Below are 23095 nucleotides of genomic sequence, written 5' to 3' on the forward strand. Positions count from 1 at the left end.
CCGTATCAGTACTCCGGTCGTTCTTCGTACTCTATCGGGTCACGTACGCCAATGTTCTGGAACGCCTGCAGCCGGAACGCACAGGCATCACAGGTGCCACAGGCGGGTTCCTCATCGCGGTAGCAACTCCACGTATATTCGTACGGAACGCCGATTTCGGTTCCTCGTTCCGCGATGCCGGTTTTGTTCCACTCGACGAACGGCGCGACGAGGTCGATGGTCGTGTCGTCTTTCGTTCCGACGTTCACCACTTGCTGAAACGACTCGAAGAACGCCGGGCGACAGTCCGGATATCCGGAAAAATCCTCGCTGTGCGCGCCGATGAAGACGGCGTCGCAATCGTTCGCTTCGGCACAGGAAACCGCCATCGAGAGCAGATTGGCGTTGCGGAACGGGACGTAGGTGTCCGGTACCTCCTCGCTGTCCAAATCCGCGTCCTCGACGCTCATTTCGTCGTCGGTGAGACTCGACCCGCCAATGGTGGCGAGATGACTCGTTTCCACGTGGAGGAACTCGACGCCGAGTTCCTTCGCTTGCTTTTTCGCGCAGTCGAACTCCTTTCCCTCGGTTAGCTGGCCGTAGGACGTGTGCATGAAGTAGGGTTCGTATCCTCGTTCGCGCGCTTCGTAAGCCGCAGTCGCGCTATCCATTCCGCCGGAGGCCAGAATCACGGCGCGTTTTGCAGTCGGTTCGGCGGTGCTGTTGTCGGCGTCGGTCTTCGTATGTTGTGTCATGGTGGTTTCCAATCGGAAATCAGGTTCCGGGGGCGTCGTTCCACAGGCCGACGTGCAGTCGCGGCGTGTACCGGTAGTCGTACTCCATCGCCAGTTCCGCAACTCGTTCGCGATTTTCGTCCAATCGCTCGCGGGTCGCACCCTCTGGCATCAGGAGGACGTCGCTATCGCGGACGGGAGCATCGGCGGCGTCGCGGATTTTCGAAACCAGTTCTTCGATTTCTATCAAATCCGATTCGTCCGTGACGACGAACTTCAGTTGCATCTCGTAGGCGTCCGCGAACGCCGCGAGCGTGTCGGTGTCGATTCGCCGCTCTTCGTGGCGCTCGGCCCACTCGCCGTCGCCTTTCGGGTCGCGTTCCGCAGTCGGCGTCGAGGACGCAAGTTTCGGACTGATACTCGCCAAATCGACAGCCGTCTCGCTGAACAGCGTTCCGTTCGTTTCGACCGTCGTGTGATAGCCCGCGTCGGAGAGGCGGTCGAGCAGAAGACTCGTTTCGTCGTGAACCAACGGTTCGCCGCCCGTGACGACGACGTGATTCGCGTCGTAGGATTCGACTTCCTCCATGATTTCGGCAATCGTCATCTGCGCGTGCGTCGGTTCCCACGACGTGTGATAGGAATCACAGAACCAACAACGTAGGTTGCACCCACTCGTTCGGATGAAAACGCTTGGTACGCCCGCCAGCTTTCCCTCGCCCTGAAGCGAGTAAAACAGTTCGTTGATGGGAAGCGAGTGGCCTTGGGTAGTCGTACCCGTTCCCGCATCGGCGTTCACCGGCATGATTACACCGGGCCGCCGCAGAGTTCCGCGGTTTCACCCACCACCACACCGACATCGGTGACGGTGTCCGGGAGTTCCTCGCGGAGTCGGCGTTCGAGTTCCAAACTCATAACCTCGGCCGTCGGCGGGGAGTCGAATACGACGACGGCATCCGAATCACCGCTCTCCTCGAAGGCGTCAATGAGCGGGTCGTCCGCTTCCAACAGGAATCGATGATCCCACTCCAATATTATCGACGTAATCGTTCCTTTATCCACGACCCACCCTTCTTCGGTGAGTTCGCCGGTGACGGTTACTTCGATTTCGTAGTTGTGACCGTGCGGTCGGCTACATTTTCCGTCGTGATGGAGCAATCGATGGCCGGTGCTGATTCGAATCGGACGGTCGCCTCCGATGTGGAGGGTTCGTTCTGGAGATGATTCCAGTACAGGCTCGGGCATATTCGGAGATTATCAGGAGAATACTTAAGCTGTGTCACTCGAAGCTGGCGAGTGACTACAGCAATCGGCGCAGAATTCGGAGCGGAAGCGTGATGATTGCGATGACGACGTTGATTATCGAGCGAAGCACCGAGCGGATGGGGGTCAGTATCGACAGCATGGAGTAGAGATTAGTTGCAAAGAGGCTGTTCGTTGTGGTTGCAAGTGCAAGTTTATGAGAGAATTGGTAGCTCTACGAAAGTCCCAGAGCGTCCGCTTTTCCTCGTTACACTCGGAAAATGCTCCGTCAGGGATTCGAACCCTGGTCCTTGCCGTGAGAGGGCAAGATGATTGGCCGGACTACACCAACGGAGCGCATTTTTGGATAATCGCACGGACTGTTTAACAGTTGCGTTTTGGTGACACTGTGACCCGGAATGGCATATTCTGCACCGCGAACAAGCGTGACTCGAAGCATAACCTGCCAGCGAAAAAGATAGATCGTTAGCGGTCGAGCGGCGACCCGGCGGCGTCCGGTTCGTGACCGTCCAGGCTGATGATGTTTTCTCTGCCGACGCGGAGTTTGCTGATTTCGCCCTCGTCTTCCATCTCGGAGAGGAGCATGCTCACCTTGGATTTCGACCAGCCGGTTTCCTCCACGATGTTCACCTGCTTCATCCGTCCGCCGTTTTCCCGGAGCAGCTTCTTCACGCGCGCCTCGTCAGTCAGCAGCTCCTCGTCGCTAACCGCCGGTTTGGCGGCACCGCCGGTGCTCGATTCGGGTGTCGTCGTACCACCCCCACCGCGGGGAGTGCTCTGTGTGGACGAAAGCGAACCGAAACCACCCTGTCGCCACGCGAATACTGCGGCCAACCCGATGAGGAGGACGACGGCGGCGATGAACAGCATCATCGGCGATTGTGCGTTCGGTTCTTCGCCACCACTTCCCGGCGGGCCACCGGCTCCCGGAGCTGTCGTCCCCGTGACTGTCGTCGTTTCTTGGACGGAGTTGAACGACACCATCGGTCGTTGGTCGTTGAACTCGTACGGTCCGTTCCACGAGACGGTGTCGCTTTCCGCGAGCGTTTCGTGCGTCATATCGCGCGACTCTACCGGTTTCGCAGATTCGAATGCCATTCCCTCTTCCGATTCCACGACGAGCGATTGGTTCTCCCCGAGATAGAGACCGCCTTTGAACACGTCGCCGATAACGATGGCACCGGAATCCTGCGCGGCGAAGGAACTCCATTTGAACGACATTTCGACCACGCCGCGATTCTTATTCAGACCGCCAATGTAGGCATTTTTCGAGAAGTTTTCGGCCTTCATCACCCGCCCGGTTGCGTTTCCACCCGTGTCAGTCAATTCGACGGCGTTTTTCTGAAAGTCCGTATAGAGGTCCGTTTGTGAGTTGTTGAACTCTCGTGCAAACTCTTGGAACTGGGTTCGTTCCTGCTCGTTTGCTAAGGTTCGTTCGTACCGAAACGTCCACTGAGCAGACCCGTTGTCGTAGACCAGAATGTGAAACTCGACATCGTCGAACTCCTGGGAGGTGGTAATCGTCTGCGGAGTCGTCGGGGCATCGCTCTGAGTCGCCCCGAGTGCGGGAAGCGACCCGATGAGGAGCACCGTGATGAGGCCGACAGCCAGGAGCCGTCTCATGTACCTTATTCGTCCATGCCCGGATATAAAAGACCTTGTGACGTGCGCGCGTCAGCGAACAATGTTCCCACGTGTCATGACACGTGTTGGCATTTGCCATGTTTTCACGTTTTCCCGGGGGTCGGCGTCAAGCACGACGAGGTCTGCCCTGTAGCCCGCTTCTACCAGCCCGACGTCCGACAGGCCGAGTAGGTCTGCGGCGTTGACCGTCGCGGCTTCCAGTGCATGTTTCGGCGTCAGCCCGTATTCGACCATTAGCTCCAGTTCTTCGGGAATGTCGCCGTGGAAATTGAACGGCGTCCCGGCGTCCGTTCCCATCGCGATTTTCACGTCCGCGTCGAGCGTGTACTCGAACGCGTCTCCCATCGCGTTTGCGGCTTCTTCGCCTTTCTCGACGGCATACTCGGGGATCCCTGCTTCGACCCCTTCGGTCAATATGCCGTCCGATGCTTTGACGGTCGGCACCCAGTAAGTCCCCTTTTCGGCCATGAGTTCCGCCGCCTCCCTATCCATGAAGGTTCCGTGTTCGACGCTCGAAATACCGGCACGGACGGCGTTTTTGATACCTTCGGTTCCGTGGGCGTGGGCCGCCGTCGGAACGTGTTTCGCACTCGCAGCCTCGACGAGTGCGGTCAGTTCGTCCTCGCTCAGTTCGGGTGCCCCGGTAATCGCGCCGTCCGTGAGGACGCCTCCGGTCGCCATACATTTGATAACGTCCGCACCGCGTTTGAGCTGTTCCCTGACCGCTTTCGTGACCTCGACAGCGCCGTCCGCTTCGCGCCCGAACCAATGGCCGTGTCCGCCGGTCATTACGATGTTTTCGCCGCAGGCGACCACTCGCGGGCCATCGATGACGCCTTCATCGACCGCGTCACCTGCGTCGATTGCGAGCGATCTCGGCGCGCCGAGATCGCGAACAGCCGTAACGCCCGCTTCGAGCGCCGACCTGAGGTTTGCGGCCGCGCGGTAGGCGAGCATGGTTTCGTTCTCGTCCACGGTAGAGGTCACGTCCGGCCGTCCGTCCATCATCAGATGAACGTGTGCGTCGATGAGACCCGGCGCGACGAACTTCCCACTCACGTCGATTTCCTCGTCGGCGTCGGGTGCGTCCCCCACGGAGACGATTGTTCCGTCTTCGATTGCCACGTCGGCTTCCCTGAGTCCGTTTGCATCCACCACATCCGCACCGCGGAGTACGAGCATTACGCACCATGTTACTCGCTTCCAAGAAAACTGTCCGGGTCGCGGCAGTGAGAACGACGAAATCGGTGGTAATCGATAACGACGGGGAAAGAACGAACCCCTCCGGCGGAGAACGGAAGGTATGACAGAGACACCACTCTCCGGAAAGAGCGCGCTGATAACGGGTGCGAGTTCGGGTATCGGGCGGGCCACTGCCCACGCTCTCGCACGAGACGGAGCGCGCGTTGCGCTCTCGGCGCGGCGCGAAGAACGGTTGAACGAGATTGCGAAAACCCTCGAATCGGAACACGACGCCGAAACGCGCGTCTGTCCCGCGAACGTGCGCGACGAAGACGCAGTGGCGTCGATGGTCGAAAAAACGGTATCCGAGTTCGGCGGTCTGGACATTCTCGTGAACAACGCCGGACTCGCACGCGGCGAACGGGTGGACGACCTCTCGACCGAGGAATTCCGAACGATGCAGGAGACGAACGTGGACGGCGTCTTTTTCGCGACGAGAGCCGCACTTTCCCACCTCCGCGAATCGGGTGGTAATCTTATCTTCGTTGGCAGTTTTGCGGGGCAGTATCCGCGTCCGTTCAATCCAGTCTACGCCGCGACGAAGTGGTGGGTTCGCGGGTTCGCACACAGCCTCGAAGGGCAGGTTGGGGACGACGACGTGGCGGTCACAGTGGTCAATCCGTCAGAAGTGCGCACCGAGTTCGGCTCCGCGTACGGCGAATCGTTCGAAGAGCGATTCGCCGAGGGTGAGGTGACGGAACCGGAAGAAGTCGCGGACGCCATCGCCTTCGCGGCGAAGATGGAACATTCGACCGTCAGCGAACTCGACGTGTATCGCCGGGACAAGTTCGCCAGTTTTTGATGCGTTCCGGGTACTAATCACCGAAGCGCGTCGGCCACCTTCTCGATCGGGTGCGGCGGTTCCGAACCCTGCGAGTCGCTGAGTTGCGTTCGACAGGACGCGCCGGGCGCGACGACTTCGGTTCCGTCGCTTCCTTCGACTTGGTCGAACAGGATGGAACCCACCGCCTTGCTCATCGAGTAGTGTTCGGCTTCGTAACCGAAACTGCCCGCCATGCCACAGCAGCCCGAATCGAGGGCGTCAACGTCGTACCCCGCTCTGCGAAGGACGCCGACCGCGTGATGGTCTTTTTTCGTCGCCTTCTGGTGACAGTGGCCGTGGTAGGTTAGCGATCCGTTTCCGGCGAGGGACAGCTCGAAATCGAACCGGCCGAGATACTCGCAAATTCCGTACGCGTTCGCGGCGAGTCGCTCGGCTTCGGTTCGGAGGCCGCCAGCCTCCGGGTCGGCGGTGCGCGGTTCGGTGTACTGGCCGCTAGACGAGCCGGATGCCTCGCTCGCGGGGAGCAAATCGAGGTAATCCGACTGAAACATCACGGCGTCGGACGGTTCGACGACGACGACGTCCCACCCGTCTCTTACGAAGGGCGCGAGCACCGAGACGTTCGTCTCGGCTCGCTCGCGTGCTCTATCGAGGAAGCCCTTGGAATGAGCCGGTCGGCCGCTCGCCGTCACGTCGTCTGGAATCCGAACGTGGACGCCCGCGGATTCCAGTACCTTGACTGCGGCCTTTCCGGCGTCGGGATGGTTGTAGTTCGTGTAGGTGTCCGGAAAGAGCAGGACGCGACGCGTCGCGTCCTGCTCGGAGACGTGCGCACCACCGCGGCTCTCGAACCAATCTTCGAGGCTCTCCTGGTGGAATTTCGGCAGGCTTCGCTCGCGGGCGATTCCGAGGACTTTCTCGGCGAGAAAACGGGAACCGGGGAGGTTCGTCGCCCAGTTCGAAACCGGGGCGAATTTGCTTCCGAGCGCCGAAAGCTGGTCGATGTTCGCAAAGATTCGGTCGCGGATGCTCGCGCCGTGCCGTTCGTGGTGTTCGTGTTCGACCTCGGCCTTGAGCTTCGCCATATCGACGCCCGAGGGACAGTCGCGAGCACACCCTTTACAACCGATACAGAGGTCGAGTACCTCGTGCATGAACTCCGCGTCGAACTGCTCGTCTTCCGAAAAATCGCCGCTCATAGCCTGTCGGAGCATGTTCGCCCGTCCGCGCGTGCTCGTGATTTCCTCGTCCGCCGCGCGGTAGGTCGGGCACATCACGCCGCCGGTCGTCTCCTGCCCGCCGCGACAACCGCCACAGCCGTGACAGAGTTCGACCATCCCCTGAAAACCGTTCTCGTTCTGCCAATTGAGGGTCGGGTCGAATCCCGAGTCGAACTCGTAGTCGGGCGAGAATCTGAGGTTTTCGGTCATATCCACGTCGCCACAGACCTGTCCGGGGTTGAGAAGCCAGTCCGGGTCGAAAGCGGATTTGAGATCACGGAAGACGCCCCAAACGTGGTCGCCGTACAGCTTTCGGTTCCACTGGGTTCTTGCGCGCCCGTCGCCGTGTTCGCCCGAGACGCTCCCGCCGTACTCGACCACGAGGTCGGTCACGCCGTCCGCGATGGCTTCCATCTGATTCACCCCCGCCGGACTTTTGGTGTTGATGAGGGGTCGAATGTGCAGACACCCTGGCCCGGCGTGCGCGTAAAAGCTGGCGAAGGTGTCGTTCTCTTCCAATACCCGTTGGAAATCCTCGACGTACTCTGGCAGGTTTTCCGGCGGAACCGCGGCGTCCTCGATGAACGAGATGTGCTTCGCGTCGGACGTTCGGGAGAGCAGAATCGGAAGGCCTGATTTTCGGAGCTTCCAAAATCGCGCGCGTTCTGCTTTGTCGTGGGCTTCCATCGCCGACAGTGCGGTTTTTCCTTCGCGGTCGTCGCGTAGTTTCGCCACTTTTTCGTGCCCGTCCTCGTCGTCCTCCGCGTAGAACTCCACGAGCAGAACCGAGTCGGTACCTTCGGGCAACATCTCGACCACGTCGCGGAACTCCTCGGTGTCGCGGGCGAGCGAGATGAGTACGTCGTCCAGCACTTCGACCGCGGACGGTTCGTGGTCGAGAATCGGAGCCACGTCCCCCATCGCGTCGATGAGGCTGTCGTAAGTGAGAAGCGCCATCGACTTCGTTTCCGGAATCGGTTCGAGGCTGACGGTCGCTTCCGTGATTATCGCCAGCGTTCCCTCGCTTCCCGCGAGCAGTCTGGCGACGTTGACCGTCTCATCCCCGCTTTCCGCCACCAATCTGTCCAGATTGTAGCCCGAAACGTTGCGTTTTAACTGCGGAAACACGTCCCGAATCGCATCGGATTCCTCCTCGATGAGACGCAGGATTTCGGCGTAGATTCGCGCTTCGAGGTTGGATTCGGCTTTCGATTCCAACTCGCTTCCACCCGCGGATTCGGAGTCGCCAGGCGACTCCAAATCCGCCTTCTCTCTCAGTTCGGCCATCGTGAGTTCGCCGAATCGCGTCACGGTTCCGTCCGCGAGGACAACTTCGCACTCCTCCACGTAGGCGTCCGTCTTGCCGTATTTCAGCGAATGAGAACCCGTCGAATTGTTCCCGATGGCCCCGCCGAGCGCGCTTTTGTCGCCCCACGCGGGGTCGGGCGCGAACTTCAACTCGCGGTCGGAAAGCGCTCGATTCAGTTCGCCGAGGACGATGCCGGGCTGGGCGCGAGCGGTGCGCTTTTCGGGGTCAAAATCGAGCAACCCGTCCATGTGCCGGGTGAAATCCAGCACGACGGCTTCGTTGACCGACTGCCCGGCCAGACTGGTTCCGCCGCCGCGCGGCAGAACGGGGATTTCGCGCTCCGCGCAATAGGACATCACCGTGGAAACGTCGGCGGTGGATGTCGGGAAAACGACGCCAATAGGAGTTACTTCGTAGGCGCTCGCGTCCGTCGCGTACAGTTGTCGAGAGTATTCGTCGAAGCGGACTTCGCCCTCGACCCGTGCTTCGAGGTCGGAAACGAGTCCGGGGCGTTTCACGGTCTCGTCGTGGTAGTCGTAGTTCGACCGGTCGTCGCGGGCCGGGTCGTTCGCGTCGTCCACGTCACCCGTGTCGCGTGTTGCCATGCGGGAGCGTAGGGAGAGCGGGGCGAAAAATGATGCGGGGAATCAGGCTTGTCTCGCGGTGGGCGAAAGCGAACGTACGACAGCGAACAACGTGTCGCGTTTCAGCAGGGCGAATCCGGCGAAAATCGCGCCGAAACCGACGAGCGTCGTCGTCGCGACCAATTGGCCGAACAGCGCCCACGTGAGGACGGTCGCGACCACGGGTTCGAGATAGGCGACGAGATTGAGTTCTGTCGGGCCGATTTCGTCGAGCAGGTGGAAGTAGAGCAGGAACGCGACGACGCCGGAGATGATGGTCAAGTACACCAGCGAAGCGATGGCAGGGAACGACCAGTCGATTGCGGTGTGGGATTCGCCGCGCGCGTTACTCAGAACGTGGAGTAGTCCGGAACCGACAATCATCGCCCAACCCTGTAGCGCGGGGAGCGAGAGTTCGGTTTCGAGCGGTTGGGTGAGAACCGACCCGAGGGCGAACGAGACGCCGCCGAGGAAGACGAGAGCGATTCCGACGACGCCGACGGAGAGGAAGTTCTCCGGGTTCGGGTCGGCGACGATGGCGACGCCCGCGACTCCGAAGGCGAATCCGAGAATCCCGAGGGGAGTGATGTGTTCGTCGGCGAGCATCGCGCTGGCGAAGACGGCGGTCAGGACGGGAGTGAGACTGATGATGACCGACGCGAGCGCGCCGGGGACGTGCTGTTGGCCGAGATAGAGGAACCCGTGGTGACCCGCGATGATGAACACGCCGATGGCCAAAATCGAAAGTATATCCGCTCTACTCCGTGGTTTCCAGCGGTCGGTCGACGCGATCGCGTAGCCGAGAATCGCTAGACCGGCCACGTCGTATCGAAGCGCGGCGAACAGAATCGGCGGGAAGTGGTGGAGGCCGACTTCGATGGAGACGAACGACGCGCCCCAGAAGCCGGCGAGTAATACGAATAATACCTCGGTTCGTGGTAGGAGTCTACCAACTTTAGACGTAATCATGTATTTCTATTCAACTCTATTCGTTAGGGGGTTGTTAAATCCTTCTACAACATTATAGTTCGATACTGATTCTCAGGCAATATCTACAATTCATCTGGGAGCAATATCCCTTCAATTTCTATTTCGTGGGATTCAGCGGAAGACAGTGAGCCACAATCCCACGGATAAAATCCAGATGTTAAGTGTCGGCACCGACAATGCAGGGCAATGGACGAGCGCGACGTTACACTGCTCAAGGCGATTTCGGACTTGGAAACCGGAAGCCCGGAAAAACTCCACGAGGAAACCGGCATTCCGGTTTCGACCATCCACTATCGGTTGAACAACCTCAGGGACGCGGGCGTCATCGAAAACGACCTCTACGACATCGATTTGGAGGCGTTCGGCCTCGGCGTCACAGTCGTCGTCGAAGTGTTCGCCGACTATACCGGATCGTACGCCGATTTTGGCGAGAAGATTCTCGCCATCGAAGGCGTTACGCAGGCCTACTTCACCATGGGCGAGACGGATTTCATCGTCGTCGCACATCTCACCGGGCGCGAGATGGTCGAACGACTCATCAGCGACTTCGAGAGCATCGAAGAGGTAGACCGGACGAACTCGACGTTCGTCATTTCCACGCTTCGGGATTCCCATCGCGTCCTTCAGAGCTACAGTTTGGACACGCTGGTCGAGGAACTCGCCGAGGAGTGAGAACGAGAGCGTTCACGATGGGTTGAGAGAGAACGGAACGAAAACCGGAAATCCACCCTCGTTGTACGGCCACACGACCACCCATGATTCGAAACATCGCGGCGGGCGTCCAATCGTTCACCAGCAACGCGTTTCTCGTAACCGGCGAGCGGCGCGTGCTAGTCGATACGGGTGCGAATTTCGACGCCGTCGGCGAAGTCGAAACCCTGGTGGACGGCTTGGACGCAGTCGTCCTCACGCACACGCACCCCGATCACGTCGGCAACCTGCAATCCGTGAAGGACGCCTTCGACGTGGAGGCGTACGGATTCGACACTCGGCAGTCCGGCGTGGACGTCGCAATCGAGGACGAACAGACGGTGACGCTCGGCGACGACGACTACCTCGCGCTCCATACGCCGGGGCACAAAAACGACCACCTCTGTTTCTACGCGGAATCGGCGGGAATTCTGTTCGCCGGCGACCTCATCTTCCAGAACGGGAGTTTCGGACGAACCGACCTCGAAGAGGGTGACCGAGAGGCGCTCATCAAGAGCATCGATCGCGTGGCCGTCGTGACGGACGAGGAATTAAAAGAGATGCACACCGGCCACGGGCCGAGTGTCACGACGAATCCGTACCACGACATCGAACTCGCGGGGAAGGCAGCGCGGATGTACTAAGAGAATAATCGGAACTCAAAATCCCTATCGAAGCGCTTCGTACGCGCGCTCGTACACCGCCGCGGTTTTTTCCGGCTCGGCGCGCTCCGCCTTCGTCAGTGGTTCGAGCGCGCGTGTTTCCCTGGGATCGAGCAGGCTCACCACGTCTTCGACGCGCTTCTCGAGCGACCCGTCCCGGGCACTGTTGTCCGCAACTTCGCACGCTTTCGCGTAGCGCGCGCCGTCGTATACTCGGAGTCTGCGGGGTTCGACCACGGCAACGGTGTCGAATTCGATACCCTGAATCGGTCGGGCGATGTCGCTGTAGGATTCCACGACGGCGGGGTTTTCTCCGCCGATTCGCTCCGCCAGCGCGTGAAAGTGGGGAAGATAGCGACGTTCGGTTTGGTCGTTCAGTTCCGAAATCGATTCGACGGTGACCGCGTCGGACAACGGAAGATTTTCGCGGACGATTTCCGGAAGGTCGGTCGTTCCGTTGACGACGAATCCCCCGCCGACGCGGTCGACGAGAAATTCGCGGTGAGTCTGGCCGAGCAGACCTTTTCCCTTCCCCGGTGCGGGCCACCAAAGTCGGTGAACCGGATTCACGTCTTCTGGGGCGTGGTCGCCCGCGCTCGCGTCCGCGAGCCGGACCGAATCCTTGCCGTAGAGTCTTCCCTCGGAGATGGCCGTCATGGCGTCGTCGTGGTCGAACCAGAGATCGTTGCCAGCGCGTGGTTTGAACCCGACGGCGTCGAGGTGTGAAAGCAATCCGACCGTGAACGTCGTTTTGCCCGCATCCACTCGGTCGCTTCCCGCGACGAGAATCGTCATGTCTTCAGGCCGTAGTAGCCGGGTTCGTCGTCGCTCGGCGGTTCCGCGACGACGAGCTCGTCCGCGTTGACCATGACCCACGGAATCGCCCAATCGAGCAGAATATCTTCCGTCTCGACGCCGATTTCGGCGTCGGGATCGAGTCCTTGCAGTAGTCGCGCAATTTCGTACACGCTGTACATCGTGTCGCCGTCGAGCAGTTCGTCCGGTTGGTAGAAATCGCAGGGATACAACTGCTCGAAATCGTCCTTCGGTTTCGGCATACGTGGGAGTACGTCCCTACCGGCGTAAAACCTCACGAATCGACGGTGAGCTACCGAAAATATTCTTACATATATTTGTAAATATAAAAATTAATAAATATAACCGAGTTTTTATAATAGAGCGTTCAAGATAATGGATGACATGCGCGAGGAGCAGGTGAGCGAGACGAAAGCAGCGCTCGTATCGGCATTTGCCGAATTTGGCGGCGAAAAATTACGAGACATCTGGCTGTTCGACCAATCTGATTTCGAAATGCTGTATCTCCGCGACGACGTCGCGGACAAACTCGATGAGATAGATGTCTCGAAGTTCGTCGATAACGAGCGATTCGGGTTCGTCACTCGAGACACCTACGACCAGTTGTACTACGCGTCCTATCAGTACACGGTTCGGGGATTCGACGATTTCGAACAGTTTCGGATGTTCTTCGCGGACGACGAACGAAACGTGGGAGTGTTCGCCAGCCTCGACCTCCAACCGAGCGGTCACGACTACGAATCGCTCTTTCGGCACGTCACCGACATCGCGTCCGGCTACGACGTGCCGACGGTAGCAGCGACGGAATCCGAACGTTGGAACAGATAACAGTTCGCTACAGCAGTCGCTCGTGGATTTTCCGCGCGAAAAATATCGGTTGATTTGGCCCGTTATTCGAACCGCGGCGCGACGTTTTCGTACTGGTCGGCAACCTCGTCCCAATCGACGACCTCGAAGAAGTTGTCGATGAAGTCGCCGCGGTCTGGACCGTAGTCGTAGTAGTAGGAGTGTTCCCACACGTCGAGCGCGAGAATCGGGTGGCTACCCCAGAGTGCACCCTGGTCGTGTTTGTCAACTTTGACATTGCGAAGCTGTTTTGCGACCGGGTCGTACACGAGAAGCGCCCAGCCACCTGCGGCGCTCGCGGCAGCCTCGAACTCGCCCTTCCAACCCTCGTAGGAACCGAAGTCCTCCTCGATGCGGTCGGCGAGTTCGCCCTCGGGTTCGCCGCCACCGTTCGGATCCATGTTGTCCCAGAAGAGGGTGTGGAGGTAGTGTCCACAGCCGTTATGGGTGACATTACCCAGCGCACCCGCGGTGCTGGAGTAGTCGCCGGATTCGCGGTTCTCCGCGAGGGTTTCCTCGGCACTGTTGAGGCCGTTTACGTAGCCCTGATGGTGCGTGTCGTGGTGCCATTCGAGCACCTGCTCGGAGATGTGGGGTTCCAGCGCGTCGTAGTCGTACGGAAGCGGTGGCAGTTCCGCGTTCGATTGTTCTGGCATATGTGTATACCTCCGTCAAATACATCTCACCACTCGCTGTTAAACCTTGAGGAGAAGTTCGCTAACACATGGCACGATATTCCGGCAAAAAAGACCCCTTTGCGGCGGTTTGCGGCGATTACATGCTTTGCGCCGCGTCGAATCGCTCCGCCACGTCGTCCCAGTTCACCACGTCCCAGAAGTTGTCCACGTACTCGCCCCGGTTGTTCTCGTACTGGAGGTAGTAGGCGTGTTCCCACACGTCCAGCACGAGCAGGGGTTCGCCCATCGGACTCTGATTCTGGTGGTTCTCGACCATGGTTACGATGGGTTTGTCCGCCACGAAGTCGTACAGTAACATCCCCCATCCGGAGCCTTCGACGCCCTTCGCCGCCGCCGAAAAGTGGCTCTTGAACTGGTCGAAGCCGCCGAAATGCTCGTCGATCGCGTCGGCGAGGTCGCCGCCGGGTTCGCCGCCGCCATCCGGGGACATGTTCTCCCAGAAGACGCTGTGGTTGATGTGTCCCGAGAGGTTGAACGCGAGGTTACGTTCGACTCCCTTCACGTCCCCCCACTCGTCGTTTTCGCGCATCTGCTCCAGTTTGTCGAGCGCCGCGTTCGCTCCATCGACGTACCCTTGGTGGTGTTTGTCGTGGTGCAGTTCCATGATTCGCGCGTCTATCGCCGGTTCCAGTGCGTCGTAGTCGTACGGTAACTCCGGTAGTTCGTAGGTTGCCATAATAACCCCCGTCAACTGGTCAACGGTGGTCGTGTTAAGTGTTGAGGCAAACGACAGCGGGAGCGTTTGAGACGTATCTGGTGAGCAAATTTGCGATGGAATTTTCGCGAACCACCAGGCCCGCCCAACTCTCGTGAAAATTTCGAAATAACACTGTTCGCTATTATTCTCTACTCCCGAACTATCCTTTCGCGTTTTCGAACATCGAAATCGCATCTTCACGCCGTTCCGAATGGTCTACGATGGGGGCAGGGTAGTCGGGTGCGAGGTCGGTGCGCTCCGCTTCGTCCAGGTCGTTCCACTCGTGAATCTTCTTCGAGGGAACGTCTTGCAGTTCCGGAACGAACCGTTTGATGTACTCCGCGTCAGAATCGAACCGTTCGCCCTGCGTCATCGGGTTGAAAATCCGGAAATAGGGTTGGGCGTCCGTCCCGGTCGAGGCGGCCCACTGCCACCCGCCGTTGTCGTTTGCAGTGTCGTGGTCGGCCAACTTTTGGCGGTACCAGTCGTATCCCTCGCGCCAATCCACGAGCAAGTCTTTCGTTAGGAAGGTGGCGACAATCATCCGGACGCGGTTGTGAACCCACGCCTCCTCGCGTAGTTGGCGCATTCCGGCGTCCACGATAGGGTAGCCCGTTTCCCCGTCCTTCCACGCTTGCACGCCCTCGGGGTCGTCGCGCCACGCGATGTCGTACTGATAGTCCTTGTAGTTCTCCACGACCACGTCGGGCCGGTTGTCGAGAACGTGCGCGTAGAAATCGCGCCACGCGAGTTGGCGCTGGAAGCCATCGACGGAATCTGCGTCTGCCTCGGTTTGGGCGTCGTTCTTCGCCTGCTCCGTCGTCTCCCATACCTCACGAATTCCGATGGTACCGAACTTGAGATGCGGAGAGAGGCGAGAAGTACATTCCTGAGCCGGGTAATCGCGCTTCTCGTCGTAGGAGTACACGTCGCCATCGCAGAACGCGGCAAGGAGTTCCCGGGCGGTTTCCGCCCCCGCCGGGGGAATCTCGGCTACCGGTTCCTCGAAGCCAAGGTCGGCGAGGGTCGGCAAGTCGCCGCTTTCCACGTCGGTGAGTTCTGCCACTTCCATCTCACCAACGTCAACGACTTTCCCCGGTGCGCCGAACGACTCGCCCTTCCCCCGGTCGCGCCATTTCTTCCAGAAGTAAGTGAAAACCGAGTAGTAGTCGCCTTGATTCGTCGTGATGCTTCCGGGGGTGTGGAGCAGGGAATCGTGGAAGCTTTGGCAAACGATTCCGTCCTCGTCCAGCGCATCCCGTACTTCGGCATCACGGCGTTTTGCCAGCCCGGAGTAATCGCGATTCCAGACCACTCGTTCGGCGCCGAGTTCCGCCGCGATTCGTGGAAGCTCCTCCCGCGGGTCGCCGTGAGCGACCAGTAAGTCGCCACCTCGTTTGCGGTACGACTCGCGGAGCGATTCGAGTGCCGAGAGCATATACGAGACGCGCGGCGGGGCGGCGTGTCCGAGTACCTCGCGGTCGAAGACGAACACAGGAACGACGGGGTCGCCCGACGAGAGCGCCCGGTTGTCTTCGACCCGAAGGTCGCGACGATGCCAGTGAAGATTCATGGTGGGCGAACGACGAGCAGCCCCTTAAGCGGCGAACCCAATTTGTGGGGTTCGCCCCGGACAGCAGTTCAGCACGACAGTTACACCGTTTCCGAACGCCAGTTCCGCGCACGATTTTCAGTGAGGTTTTATGACAGTAGTCCTCGTTACAAACCACCATGGTAAATCTTATCGCGTCTGTTGCCAACACGGTTTCTGACCACCCGGACGAACCGGCCATCGTCACCGACGACCAGACGCTGACCTACGAAGACCTGTGGGCACAGATCAGCGGCTTCGCTGGCGGACTCGCGGAGCGTGACGTCGGCGAGGACGACCGAGTCGCCGTCTACCTGCCGAACGTTCCGCAGTTCGTCGTCGCGTTCCACGGGACGCTCATGGCCGGCGGCGTCGTGGTTCCGATGAATCCGCAGTACCGAGCGCGCGAAATCAGCCACCTGCTCGCGGACAGCGGCGCGAAAGTCGTCGTGACGCTCCCCGACCTCGTCCCCTTCGTGGAGGAGGTTCGGGATGAGACGGATGTCGAACACGTCGTCACGCTCGGCACGGAGGGCGGCATTTTCTTCGGCGACTTCCTCGCCGAGGGCGACGGCGAAATCGCGGAGAGGGCGGACGACGACCTCGCGGTGCAACCGTACACAAGCGGAACGACAGGCACCCCGAAAGGTGTGGAACTCACGCACGAAAACCTCACGTCGAATGCGGAGGCCTCCGCGGAACTGGTTCCCGGCGGAATCGGAACCGACGACTCCCTGTTGGGCGTGCTCCCGCTGTTCCACATCTACGGCATGACAGTCTGTATGAACGGAACTCTGTTCCGCGGCGGAGCGTTCTATCCCCTGCCGACGTGGGATGCACAGCAGGCCCTCTCCGTGGTCGAGGATGCCGAACTGACGATAATGCACGGCGTGCCCGCGATGTACAACGACGTGATAAATCAGCCGAACGCAGCGGAGTTCGACCTGTCGTCCCTGCGACTTGCCGGGGTCGGCGGGGGCGGCATTCCCATCGAAGTGCTCCGGCGGTTCGAGGAACTGTACGACGCGAAAATTTACGAGGGCTACGGCCTGACCGAGACGAGTCCGGTCACGCATTTCAACACCCCCGAGGACGGCCGACGAGTCGGCAGTATCGGAACCACGATTCAGGGCGTCAGCGCCCGCGTCGTGAACGGGGAGTTCGAAGAACAACCGCCCGTCGCCGAGGGGCCGCTTGCGGAAGGCGATGCGGAGTTGGACGACGTAACGGGTGAAATTGTCGTCGCCGGGCCGAACGTGATGCAAGGCTACGCCGGACTCCCGGACGCCACCGACGCGGCGTTCACCGAAGCAGACGAAAGACGCTGGTTTCACACCGGCGACATCGGTTACTGGGACGAAGACGGCTTTTTCTACGTCGTTGACCGCAAGAAACACATGATAAACACCGCGGGCTACAACGTCTACCCGCGGGAAGTCGAAGAACTCCTCTTCGAACACGAGGCCGTAGCCGATGCGGCGGTGGTCGGGATTCCCGACGACCGCCGGAACGAGACGGTGAAAGCCTTCGTCGTCCCGGTTCCCGACGCGGACATCACGGTCGACGAGATTCAGGAGTTCTGTCTGGACAAGCTCGCGGCGTACAAGCATCCGCGAGAAGTCGCGTTCGTGGAGGAACTGCCGCGGACGACGACCGGAAAGGTACAGAAGTTCGAATTGGTCGAACAGGGATAGTTCCGCGCGAATAGACAGAACGGGGACGTTACTTTTCGGTCGCGACAGGTTCCGCTGTGTCCTCGTCCGTCTGCCAGCGAAGCGTCACCGTCCACTCCGATTCGTGGTCCGAAAATGACGGTCGTTCGACCAGTTCTATTTTTCCGGTCGGTTTGGGGAGTCTGTCGGCATCTCCCGTTTCTGATGGTCGCATCCCCTCGTAGCGACCGGTGAGCTCCTCGCGGAGGGAGCGAAGGTACGTCGCAAGCTCGTCGCGGCTCAGGGACGCTTCGCGTTCGACGTGGTCGTTCGTCGTGCTCCCGTCGGTCGTCCCGGGAACGCTGGCGGTGTGCCCGCCGATAACGGAGTTGATAACCGCGCCCAGGAGAAGGACGAGTCCGGAGAAGTAGAGCCACGTGATAACGACGATGACGCCGCCGAAGAGGCTGGCGGAGCCGTCACCTTTGAACGTCAGATACACCTGAAAGAGCGCCTGCAGCCCGGCCCATCCGACCGCCGCAAAGACGGTTCCGGGGATGACTTGTTTCCAATCGAGTTCTGCGTCGGGAAACAGGTAGTACATTGGGAAAAACGCGATAATCAGGCCTGTAACGAGCACCAGCGGCGTCAGCAATCCGAGATACGGAATCGTATCCGAGAACGCGCTGAACACGGCGCTGGCGGCGACCGTGGCGATGATGGCCACCGTGAGTCCGACGAGAACGACAGCCGCATCTTTCAACTGGTCAGTGAGGGAGTTCTCCGATTCCGTGTCGTAAATCTCCGAAAAGGCGGTGTCGAGCCCGCGGAATATCTTCAGCGACCCCCAAACGAGAACGACGAGTCCGATGAACGAGGCACCGGTCGCGGCCGTTCCGCCCTCGAACACCTGCGCGATGACGTTCGCAATCGGCTTCGGGAGCGAACTGTTCGCAACGTCGATGATTCTGTTTTCAAGTCCGCCGCCGACAACGGTGGCAACGAGGAGGAGGAGCAGTAGTATCGGCACGAGCGAGACGAACGCGTTGTAGGCGATGCCCGCCGCCAAGAGGGTCACGTTCTTCTCCGAAAAGTCGGAGGCGACCCGCTTCCCGGTCGTCACAACTCCGTCGAGGCTGGTCATGGGACCCCGTCAACGAGAACCCTAAAGATAGGTGTGGCCGGTCGAACTCGTACCGGCGACGGAACGATTCCCTACCATCCCAACCGAATCTGGCCCTCGTAATACTCTCGCGCTCGTCGAATCTTTTGGAACAGATAGCCGCCGACGAGCCCCGCAAAGACGAGGACGTAGACGAGCAACCAAAACAGCGCATCGCCGCCCACAACCGACGCCAGCGTTTCGGTGACGACTCCCGCCGTCGAGTTGTAAAAGCCGTGAAGAATGGCGGGTATAGCGATTCCCTTGACGATTATCGGCCCGCGGTTGGCGGGGACGATCTTCGCCAGTCCGAGGTAGTAGCCCGAGATCGCCGCCCAGAGAACGTGGTTCGGCCCGACGATTGCCCGCGTCACCGCGACCCCCGAAACCGTAACCGCAGTTCCGACCCCGCCGTTCATCTCCACCGACCCCACGACGTAGGTGAGGTTTTCGATGGTCGCAAAGCCGAGCCCGGCCATCGCGCCGTACACCGCGCCATCGACCGCGGTTTGAAAATGCGGCGTTCTGTAGGCGTGAAATCGAACCGCGAGCCATTTGACGGTTTCCTCGACCGGTCCGACGATGAGGAAGAAAAATGGAACAATGGCGAGGACGCCGACTCCGAACCCCGACAGCACGGACGCGCCGACCGTGTTAATAATCGCGGCGAACGCCGCGAACACGACGCCGAGGAGGAACGTGACGACGAGCGTCGGGAGCGGTTCCCGTTCGGTCGGATCGGCCCGCCAGATGTACCCTGCGAGCAGGAGCGCGGGAATCACGGACAGGAAGGAAAACACCCCGAGCAGTGGGCGTTCGACGACCGTCGCACCCACCAGTGCGAGTTCGACGACGACGAACGTCAGCGCGACGACGACTGTCAGTCCACGAGTTGTCCCCGCGAGCAGTCGGTAGAGGCGGAGCGCGAGTCGGTCGGTCCTCGTTCGCGGCTCCCACGATTCGATGTCGTAGGAGTCCTCTCGACTCTCGATTCTGTTCTCGGGTTCGTCCATCACGGACGCTACGTGCGCCAGATGCAAATCGGTTGTTGCGGTCGGTGAGGTATCACTACGGACGATTACGTGGTGTCGGATTCGACCAACGCGCTTCGGTCCACGGTCGAAAACGAATCGTGGCCGGAGAGCGCGAGCGTCAAATCGAGGTCGGCGAGGAAGTTCCGAAGGACTTCCCGAACGCCCGCTTCGCCGTCGATTGCGAGACCGTACACGTAGGGTCGTCCGAGTAGAACCGCGTCCGCACCGAAGGCAATCGCCCGGAAGGCGTCCGCTCCCCGGCGGACGCCGCTGTCGAACAGCACGGGAACCTCGTCATCGACTTCGTCAACGACATCCGGGAGGGCGGAGAGCGCGCCAATCGCGCCGTCAACTTGCCGTCCGCCGTGGTTCGAAACGACGAGACCGTCCACGCCCCGTTCGACCGCCTTCCGGGCGTCCTCCGGGTGGAGGATGCCCTTCAGCACGATTGGTAGATCGGTGTGCTCGCGGAGGAAATCGAGGTCGTCCCACGTGAGGCTCGGGTCGCCGAAAATTTCGGTGAACCGCCACACTGCGGCGTTCGGGTCGTCCTCCAGCGGCGCGTCCAGTGACTCTCGAAACGCGGGATCGCTGAAGTAATTCGCCACGCCCTCCCGGTCGAGGAAGGGGAGATAGGCGTGTTTCACGTCGCGTTCCCGCCAACCCATAATCGGCGTATCCAGCGTGACGACGATGGCTTCGAACCCCGCCTCTTCCGCCCGTCGGAGGAAACTCGCTGTCACGTCGCGGTCGGTGCTCCAATAGAGTTGGAACCAACCGAGGGCGTCGTCGAGTTCGTCGGCCACATCCTCCATTGTTTCCGACGATGCCGAACTCAGAACGAGCGGAACGTCCACATCCGCGGCGGCCCGCGCGGTAGCGAGTTCGCCCTCCTCGTGGATGATGGACTGGACGCCGATGGGGGCAAGTAAGAGAGGAACCGGAAGTTCTCGCCCGAACAGTTCGACCGACAAGTCGCGCTCTTCCACGTCCCGAAGCATTCGGGGAACGATACGCCACCGGTCGAACGCCCGGCGATTTTCGTCCTTCGTGCTTTCTGCGCCCGCCGACCCCGCAACGTAAGCGTGGGCTTCCGGCGAGAGCGATTCGCGGGCGAGTTCGGCGAGTTTCTCGTGCGACGTGGGTAGTTCCGGCGTTTGGTCGGCGAGCATCCCGCCAGCGTACACTTCTCGCTGCCGATTCGGGCCGTAGGGTTCCGAAGGATCGCTCATGCAATAGATGATAGGTTCACAACAATTATACCTTTTTCCGGAGCCACCAGGCGAGAACGCCGATGACGAAGGCAATTCCGACGTTCGTGAGCAGTCCGAGAAGTCCGATTCCGACCGCCAGCGAACGGTCGTCGGTTCGAAGTCCCGCGCGCCCGAGTTCGACCGCGACGAGGAGGAGGACGACGCCCAACACCGAGAGCGGGAACGCCGAAACGAGATGCACAGCGAAAACCGCCGCGAGGGCGTACAGACAGCCGAGAACGAGATTCGCGGTGGCGGTTCGCGCGCCGAAGGTGTACTTCCCGGCGACGCCACCGCTTCCGTGGCACATCGGAATCGCGCCGAACGGCACCGCGAGGAGGTTCATCACGCCCATGCTGGTCGCCAGTTCGTCCGGAGAAACCTCGGCGTCGAGCAGATCGGAAAAGAGGAGCGAGGTCGCGACCGCCGCGTTTCCGACCGTCATGGCCAACTGCCCGGCGGTCGCCGAAAGGACGCCCGAATCGAGCTCCGGGGCGCGAGGGAGGGCGACGGAAATCGCCGGGACGTTCGCCGTCGGCAGTCCGACGCGGAACCCGGCGAGTGCGAACCCGAGCGCGAGAATCACGAGCGCGCCGGATTTCCGATAGCCCGCTCCGGCGACGACGATTGCAACGCCGAGCGCGACCCCTGCGAGTATCGGTGCGGAGAGAACGAGTCCGACGCCCGTCTCGGCGAGGAGGAGCGCGACCGCCACCTGAATCCCGCGAACGATCGGTTCGCCGACGCGTTCTGCGAGTCGCCCGAGGGTTCCCGTCGTGCCGAGAGCGAGAAGGATGCCACCGGCGAGGAGGCCGGCGGCGAGGAGTTCGTCGCCCGTCAGCGCACCCGCGATTGCCAGCGCCGCAAGCGCCTTCATCGGTTCGACGGACATCGGCAGACCGTAGCGAACGCCCCAGACGACCTGAAAGACGGCGAATCCGAGGAGGAGAACGGCGAGGTCTAAGTCGGTGAGCGCGGCCACCGCCACGACGACCGGCAGGACGGTTACCGAGTCGCCGACCGCACCGGTCAGTTCCCCGACCGTGAGTTCAAACCGCCGGTCGTCCCCGAACGCGGCTTCGGCCATTTGGAGGAATTCACGGACGCAACCGACATAGGTTTACTGAGAAACGGATTCCGGCTACCATCCGAGCGATTCGAAACCGATAGCGGTTTCGAGCCGGCGGATGGTTTCGTTTCCATCGCCGATTTCGAATCAACGATTGGATTTCCGGCACGGCAAGTGTTTTCGTTTTGGATAGGTTACTGACAGCTATGTTCGAAGCGTACGCGGGAGGCGGGCAGCGATGACTACTGATCAGTTCACAGTTGCCGGAAAGACGGCAATCGTAACCGGGGCGTCAAGCGGAATCGGCAGGGTCGTCGCGGAACGGTTCGCGGACGACGGAGCGAACGTCGTGGTCTGCTCGCGCGAGCAGGAAAACGTCGATCCTGTAGCAGAGGAAATCGGCGAAAGCGCCCTCGCGGTCGAGTGCGACGTTACCGACCGCGAGGCGGTCGATGCGCTCGTTTCCGCGACCGTCGCCGAGTTCGGCGGCCTCGACGTGCTGGTGAACAACGCCGGAGCGAGTTTCATGGCGGGGTTCGACGACATCAGCACGAACGGGTGGGCGAAGATTCTGGACATTAACCTCACAGGAACCTACCACTGCACCCAGTCGGCGGGCGAAGCGCTGAAGGAAGATTCCGAAGGGTCGGGAAGCGGCGGGTCGGTCATCAACGTCGCCAGCGTGGCTGGCCAACAGGGGTCGCCGTACATGAGCCACTACGGCTCGGCGAAAGCCGGAGTCATCAACCTCACGCGCTCGCTGGCGTTCGAATGGGCCGAGTCAGGCGTTCGGGTGAACTGCGTCGCTCCCGGATTCGTCGCCACCGAGGGACTGGAATCCCAGATGGGAATCAGCGCGGAGGACGTGGCGCGCGAGGATGTCGAGCGTCGAGTCGGATTGAGCGAGGAAATCGCCGACGTGGTTCAGTTTTTAGCCAGTCCGGCCTCGTCCTACGTCGTCGGCGAGACGATTACCGCGGCGGGCGTGCCAGACATTATGGAATCCCCCGAACTCTGAGAGGGTCGATACGAGGATTGGGGGTGATTTGCGATTGGTCGTCGATTTTCGTTTGTCCTCGTTCGTCTACTCCCGAAGTTAGGTCGTGGTGGCTGCGATTTTCAAGCCGATTCGCCTCG

The 23095-nt window shown here is 60.5% G+C and carries 22 protein-coding genes and 1 tRNA gene; 6 read left to right on the forward strand and 17 right to left on the reverse strand.

Annotated elements, in window-relative coordinates; genetic code table 11:
• Positions 1 to 5: 5 nt before the first annotated feature.
• The 6 genes from queC to LIX15_RS17600 all read right to left on the reverse strand — a co-directional run bounded on the left by queC (position 6) and on the right by LIX15_RS17600 (position 4802).
• Positions 6 to 734 carry a 7-cyano-7-deazaguanine synthase QueC gene (gene queC / locus LIX15_RS17575; protein ID WP_227774630.1) on the reverse strand — a complete coding sequence of 243 codons (729 nt, stop codon included), beginning with the start codon at positions 732 to 734 and terminating at the stop codon, positions 6 to 8.
• 19 nt (positions 735 to 753) lie between these two features.
• Positions 754 to 1518 carry a 7-carboxy-7-deazaguanine synthase QueE gene (locus LIX15_RS17580; protein ID WP_227774632.1) on the reverse strand — a complete coding sequence of 255 codons (765 nt, stop codon included), beginning with the start codon at positions 1516 to 1518 and terminating at the stop codon, positions 754 to 756.
• Between the two features lie 2 nt (positions 1519 to 1520).
• A complete protein-coding gene (locus tag LIX15_RS17585; RefSeq protein ID WP_227774634.1) occupies positions 1521 to 1958 on the reverse strand; it encodes a 6-pyruvoyl trahydropterin synthase family protein in 438 nt (145 codons plus the stop codon).
• Between the two features lie 279 nt (positions 1959 to 2237).
• Positions 2238 to 2312, reverse strand: a tRNA-Glu gene (locus tag LIX15_RS17590).
• 129 nt (positions 2313 to 2441) lie between these two features.
• Positions 2442 to 3599 carry a helix-turn-helix transcriptional regulator gene (locus tag LIX15_RS17595; protein ID WP_227774636.1) on the reverse strand — a complete coding sequence of 386 codons (1158 nt, stop codon included), beginning with the start codon at positions 3597 to 3599 and terminating at the stop codon, positions 2442 to 2444.
• A gap of 51 nt (positions 3600 to 3650) precedes the next feature.
• Entirely contained in the window at positions 3651 to 4802 is a 1152-nt protein-coding gene (locus tag LIX15_RS17600) for a metal-dependent hydrolase family protein (RefSeq protein WP_227774638.1), read from the reverse strand.
• 121 nt (positions 4803 to 4923) lie between these two features.
• Between LIX15_RS17600 and LIX15_RS17605 the strand changes: the two genes are divergently transcribed.
• Positions 4924 to 5664 (forward strand): SDR family oxidoreductase, encoded by a 741-nt coding sequence (locus tag LIX15_RS17605; protein ID WP_227774640.1) that lies wholly within the window; start codon positions 4924 to 4926, stop codon positions 5662 to 5664.
• Positions 5665 to 5681: 17 nt separating this feature from the next.
• On the opposite strand, the gene LIX15_RS17610 is transcribed toward LIX15_RS17605, so the two are convergent.
• On the reverse strand, positions 5682 to 8780 hold the full coding sequence (locus tag LIX15_RS17610; protein ID WP_227774642.1) for an FAD-binding and (Fe-S)-binding domain-containing protein: 3099 nt from the start codon (positions 8778 to 8780) through the stop codon (positions 5682 to 5684).
• A 42-nt stretch (positions 8781 to 8822) separates the two neighbouring features.
• A complete protein-coding gene (locus LIX15_RS17615; RefSeq protein WP_486327105.1) occupies positions 8823 to 9764 on the reverse strand; it encodes a DMT family transporter in 942 nt (313 codons plus the stop codon).
• Between the two features lie 210 nt (positions 9765 to 9974).
• Here LIX15_RS17615 and LIX15_RS17620 point away from each other — a divergent pair, with 210 nt between their 5' ends.
• Both LIX15_RS17620 and LIX15_RS17625 read left to right on the forward strand, forming a co-directional pair.
• Positions 9975 to 10460 (forward strand): Lrp/AsnC family transcriptional regulator, encoded by a 486-nt coding sequence (locus LIX15_RS17620; RefSeq protein WP_227774645.1) that lies wholly within the window; start codon positions 9975 to 9977, stop codon positions 10458 to 10460.
• A gap of 83 nt (positions 10461 to 10543) precedes the next feature.
• Positions 10544 to 11122, forward strand: coding sequence for an MBL fold metallo-hydrolase (locus LIX15_RS17625; RefSeq protein ID WP_227774647.1), 579 nt, complete (start codon positions 10544 to 10546; stop codon positions 11120 to 11122).
• 24 nt (positions 11123 to 11146) lie between these two features.
• Here LIX15_RS17625 and LIX15_RS17630 read toward each other — a convergent pair whose 3' ends face one another.
• Entirely contained in the window at positions 11147 to 11935 is a 789-nt protein-coding gene (locus tag LIX15_RS17630) for an ATPase (RefSeq protein WP_227774648.1), read from the reverse strand.
• Positions 11932 to 12198, reverse strand: a complete 267-nt coding sequence (locus tag LIX15_RS17635; RefSeq protein ID WP_227774650.1) for a DUF5827 family protein — start codon at positions 12196 to 12198, stop codon at positions 11932 to 11934. Before LIX15_RS17635 ends, LIX15_RS17630 begins: the two co-directional genes overlap by 4 nt.
• 142 nt (positions 12199 to 12340) lie before the next feature.
• Between LIX15_RS17635 and LIX15_RS17640 the strand changes: the two genes are divergently transcribed.
• Positions 12341 to 12784, forward strand: coding sequence for a DUF7522 family protein (locus tag LIX15_RS17640; protein WP_390184536.1), 444 nt, complete (start codon positions 12341 to 12343; stop codon positions 12782 to 12784).
• Positions 12785 to 12846: 62 nt separating this feature from the next.
• Here LIX15_RS17640 and sod read toward each other — a convergent pair whose 3' ends face one another.
• The 3 genes from sod to LIX15_RS17655 all read right to left on the reverse strand — a co-directional run bounded on the left by sod (position 12847) and on the right by LIX15_RS17655 (position 15770).
• Entirely contained in the window at positions 12847 to 13458 is a 612-nt protein-coding gene (gene sod / locus LIX15_RS17645) for a superoxide dismutase [Mn] (protein WP_227774652.1), read from the reverse strand.
• A 118-nt stretch (positions 13459 to 13576) separates the two neighbouring features.
• Positions 13577 to 14176 carry a superoxide dismutase gene (locus LIX15_RS17650; RefSeq protein WP_227774653.1) on the reverse strand — a complete coding sequence of 200 codons (600 nt, stop codon included), beginning with the start codon at positions 14174 to 14176 and terminating at the stop codon, positions 13577 to 13579.
• A gap of 181 nt (positions 14177 to 14357) precedes the next feature.
• Positions 14358 to 15770 (reverse strand): cryptochrome/photolyase family protein, encoded by a 1413-nt coding sequence (locus LIX15_RS17655; RefSeq protein ID WP_227774654.1) that lies wholly within the window; start codon positions 15768 to 15770, stop codon positions 14358 to 14360.
• 158 nt (positions 15771 to 15928) lie between these two features.
• Here LIX15_RS17655 and LIX15_RS17660 point away from each other — a divergent pair, with 158 nt between their 5' ends.
• The gene (locus tag LIX15_RS17660; RefSeq protein ID WP_227774656.1) at positions 15929 to 17482 is read left to right on the forward strand and encodes a long-chain-fatty-acid--CoA ligase; all 1554 of its coding nucleotides are present in this window, start codon (positions 15929 to 15931) and stop codon (positions 17480 to 17482) included.
• Positions 17483 to 17510: 28 nt separating this feature from the next.
• On the opposite strand, the gene LIX15_RS17665 is transcribed toward LIX15_RS17660, so the two are convergent.
• From LIX15_RS17665 to LIX15_RS17680, 4 genes are all read right to left on the reverse strand, one after another.
• On the reverse strand, positions 17511 to 18584 hold the full coding sequence (locus LIX15_RS17665; protein WP_227774657.1) for a YihY/virulence factor BrkB family protein: 1074 nt from the start codon (positions 18582 to 18584) through the stop codon (positions 17511 to 17513).
• A 71-nt stretch (positions 18585 to 18655) separates the two neighbouring features.
• Positions 18656 to 19615: a PrsW family intramembrane metalloprotease gene (locus LIX15_RS17670; RefSeq protein ID WP_227774660.1), complete on the reverse strand. Its 960-nt coding sequence runs from the start codon at positions 19613 to 19615 to the stop codon at positions 18656 to 18658.
• A 65-nt stretch (positions 19616 to 19680) separates the two neighbouring features.
• A complete protein-coding gene (locus tag LIX15_RS17675; protein WP_227774662.1) occupies positions 19681 to 20868 on the reverse strand; it encodes an alpha-hydroxy-acid oxidizing protein in 1188 nt (395 codons plus the stop codon).
• 25 nt (positions 20869 to 20893) lie between these two features.
• Entirely contained in the window at positions 20894 to 21976 is a 1083-nt protein-coding gene (locus tag LIX15_RS17680; protein ID WP_227774664.1) for a putative sulfate/molybdate transporter, read from the reverse strand.
• A 220-nt stretch (positions 21977 to 22196) separates the two neighbouring features.
• Here LIX15_RS17680 and LIX15_RS17685 point away from each other — a divergent pair, with 220 nt between their 5' ends.
• Positions 22197 to 22976 (forward strand): SDR family NAD(P)-dependent oxidoreductase, encoded by a 780-nt coding sequence (locus LIX15_RS17685; RefSeq protein ID WP_227774665.1) that lies wholly within the window; start codon positions 22197 to 22199, stop codon positions 22974 to 22976.
• Positions 22977 to 23095: the final 119 nt, after the last annotated feature.

Source organism: Haladaptatus pallidirubidus (assembly GCF_020700235.1).
Classification (GTDB): domain Archaea; phylum Halobacteriota; class Halobacteria; order Halobacteriales; family Haladaptataceae; genus Haladaptatus; species Haladaptatus pallidirubidus.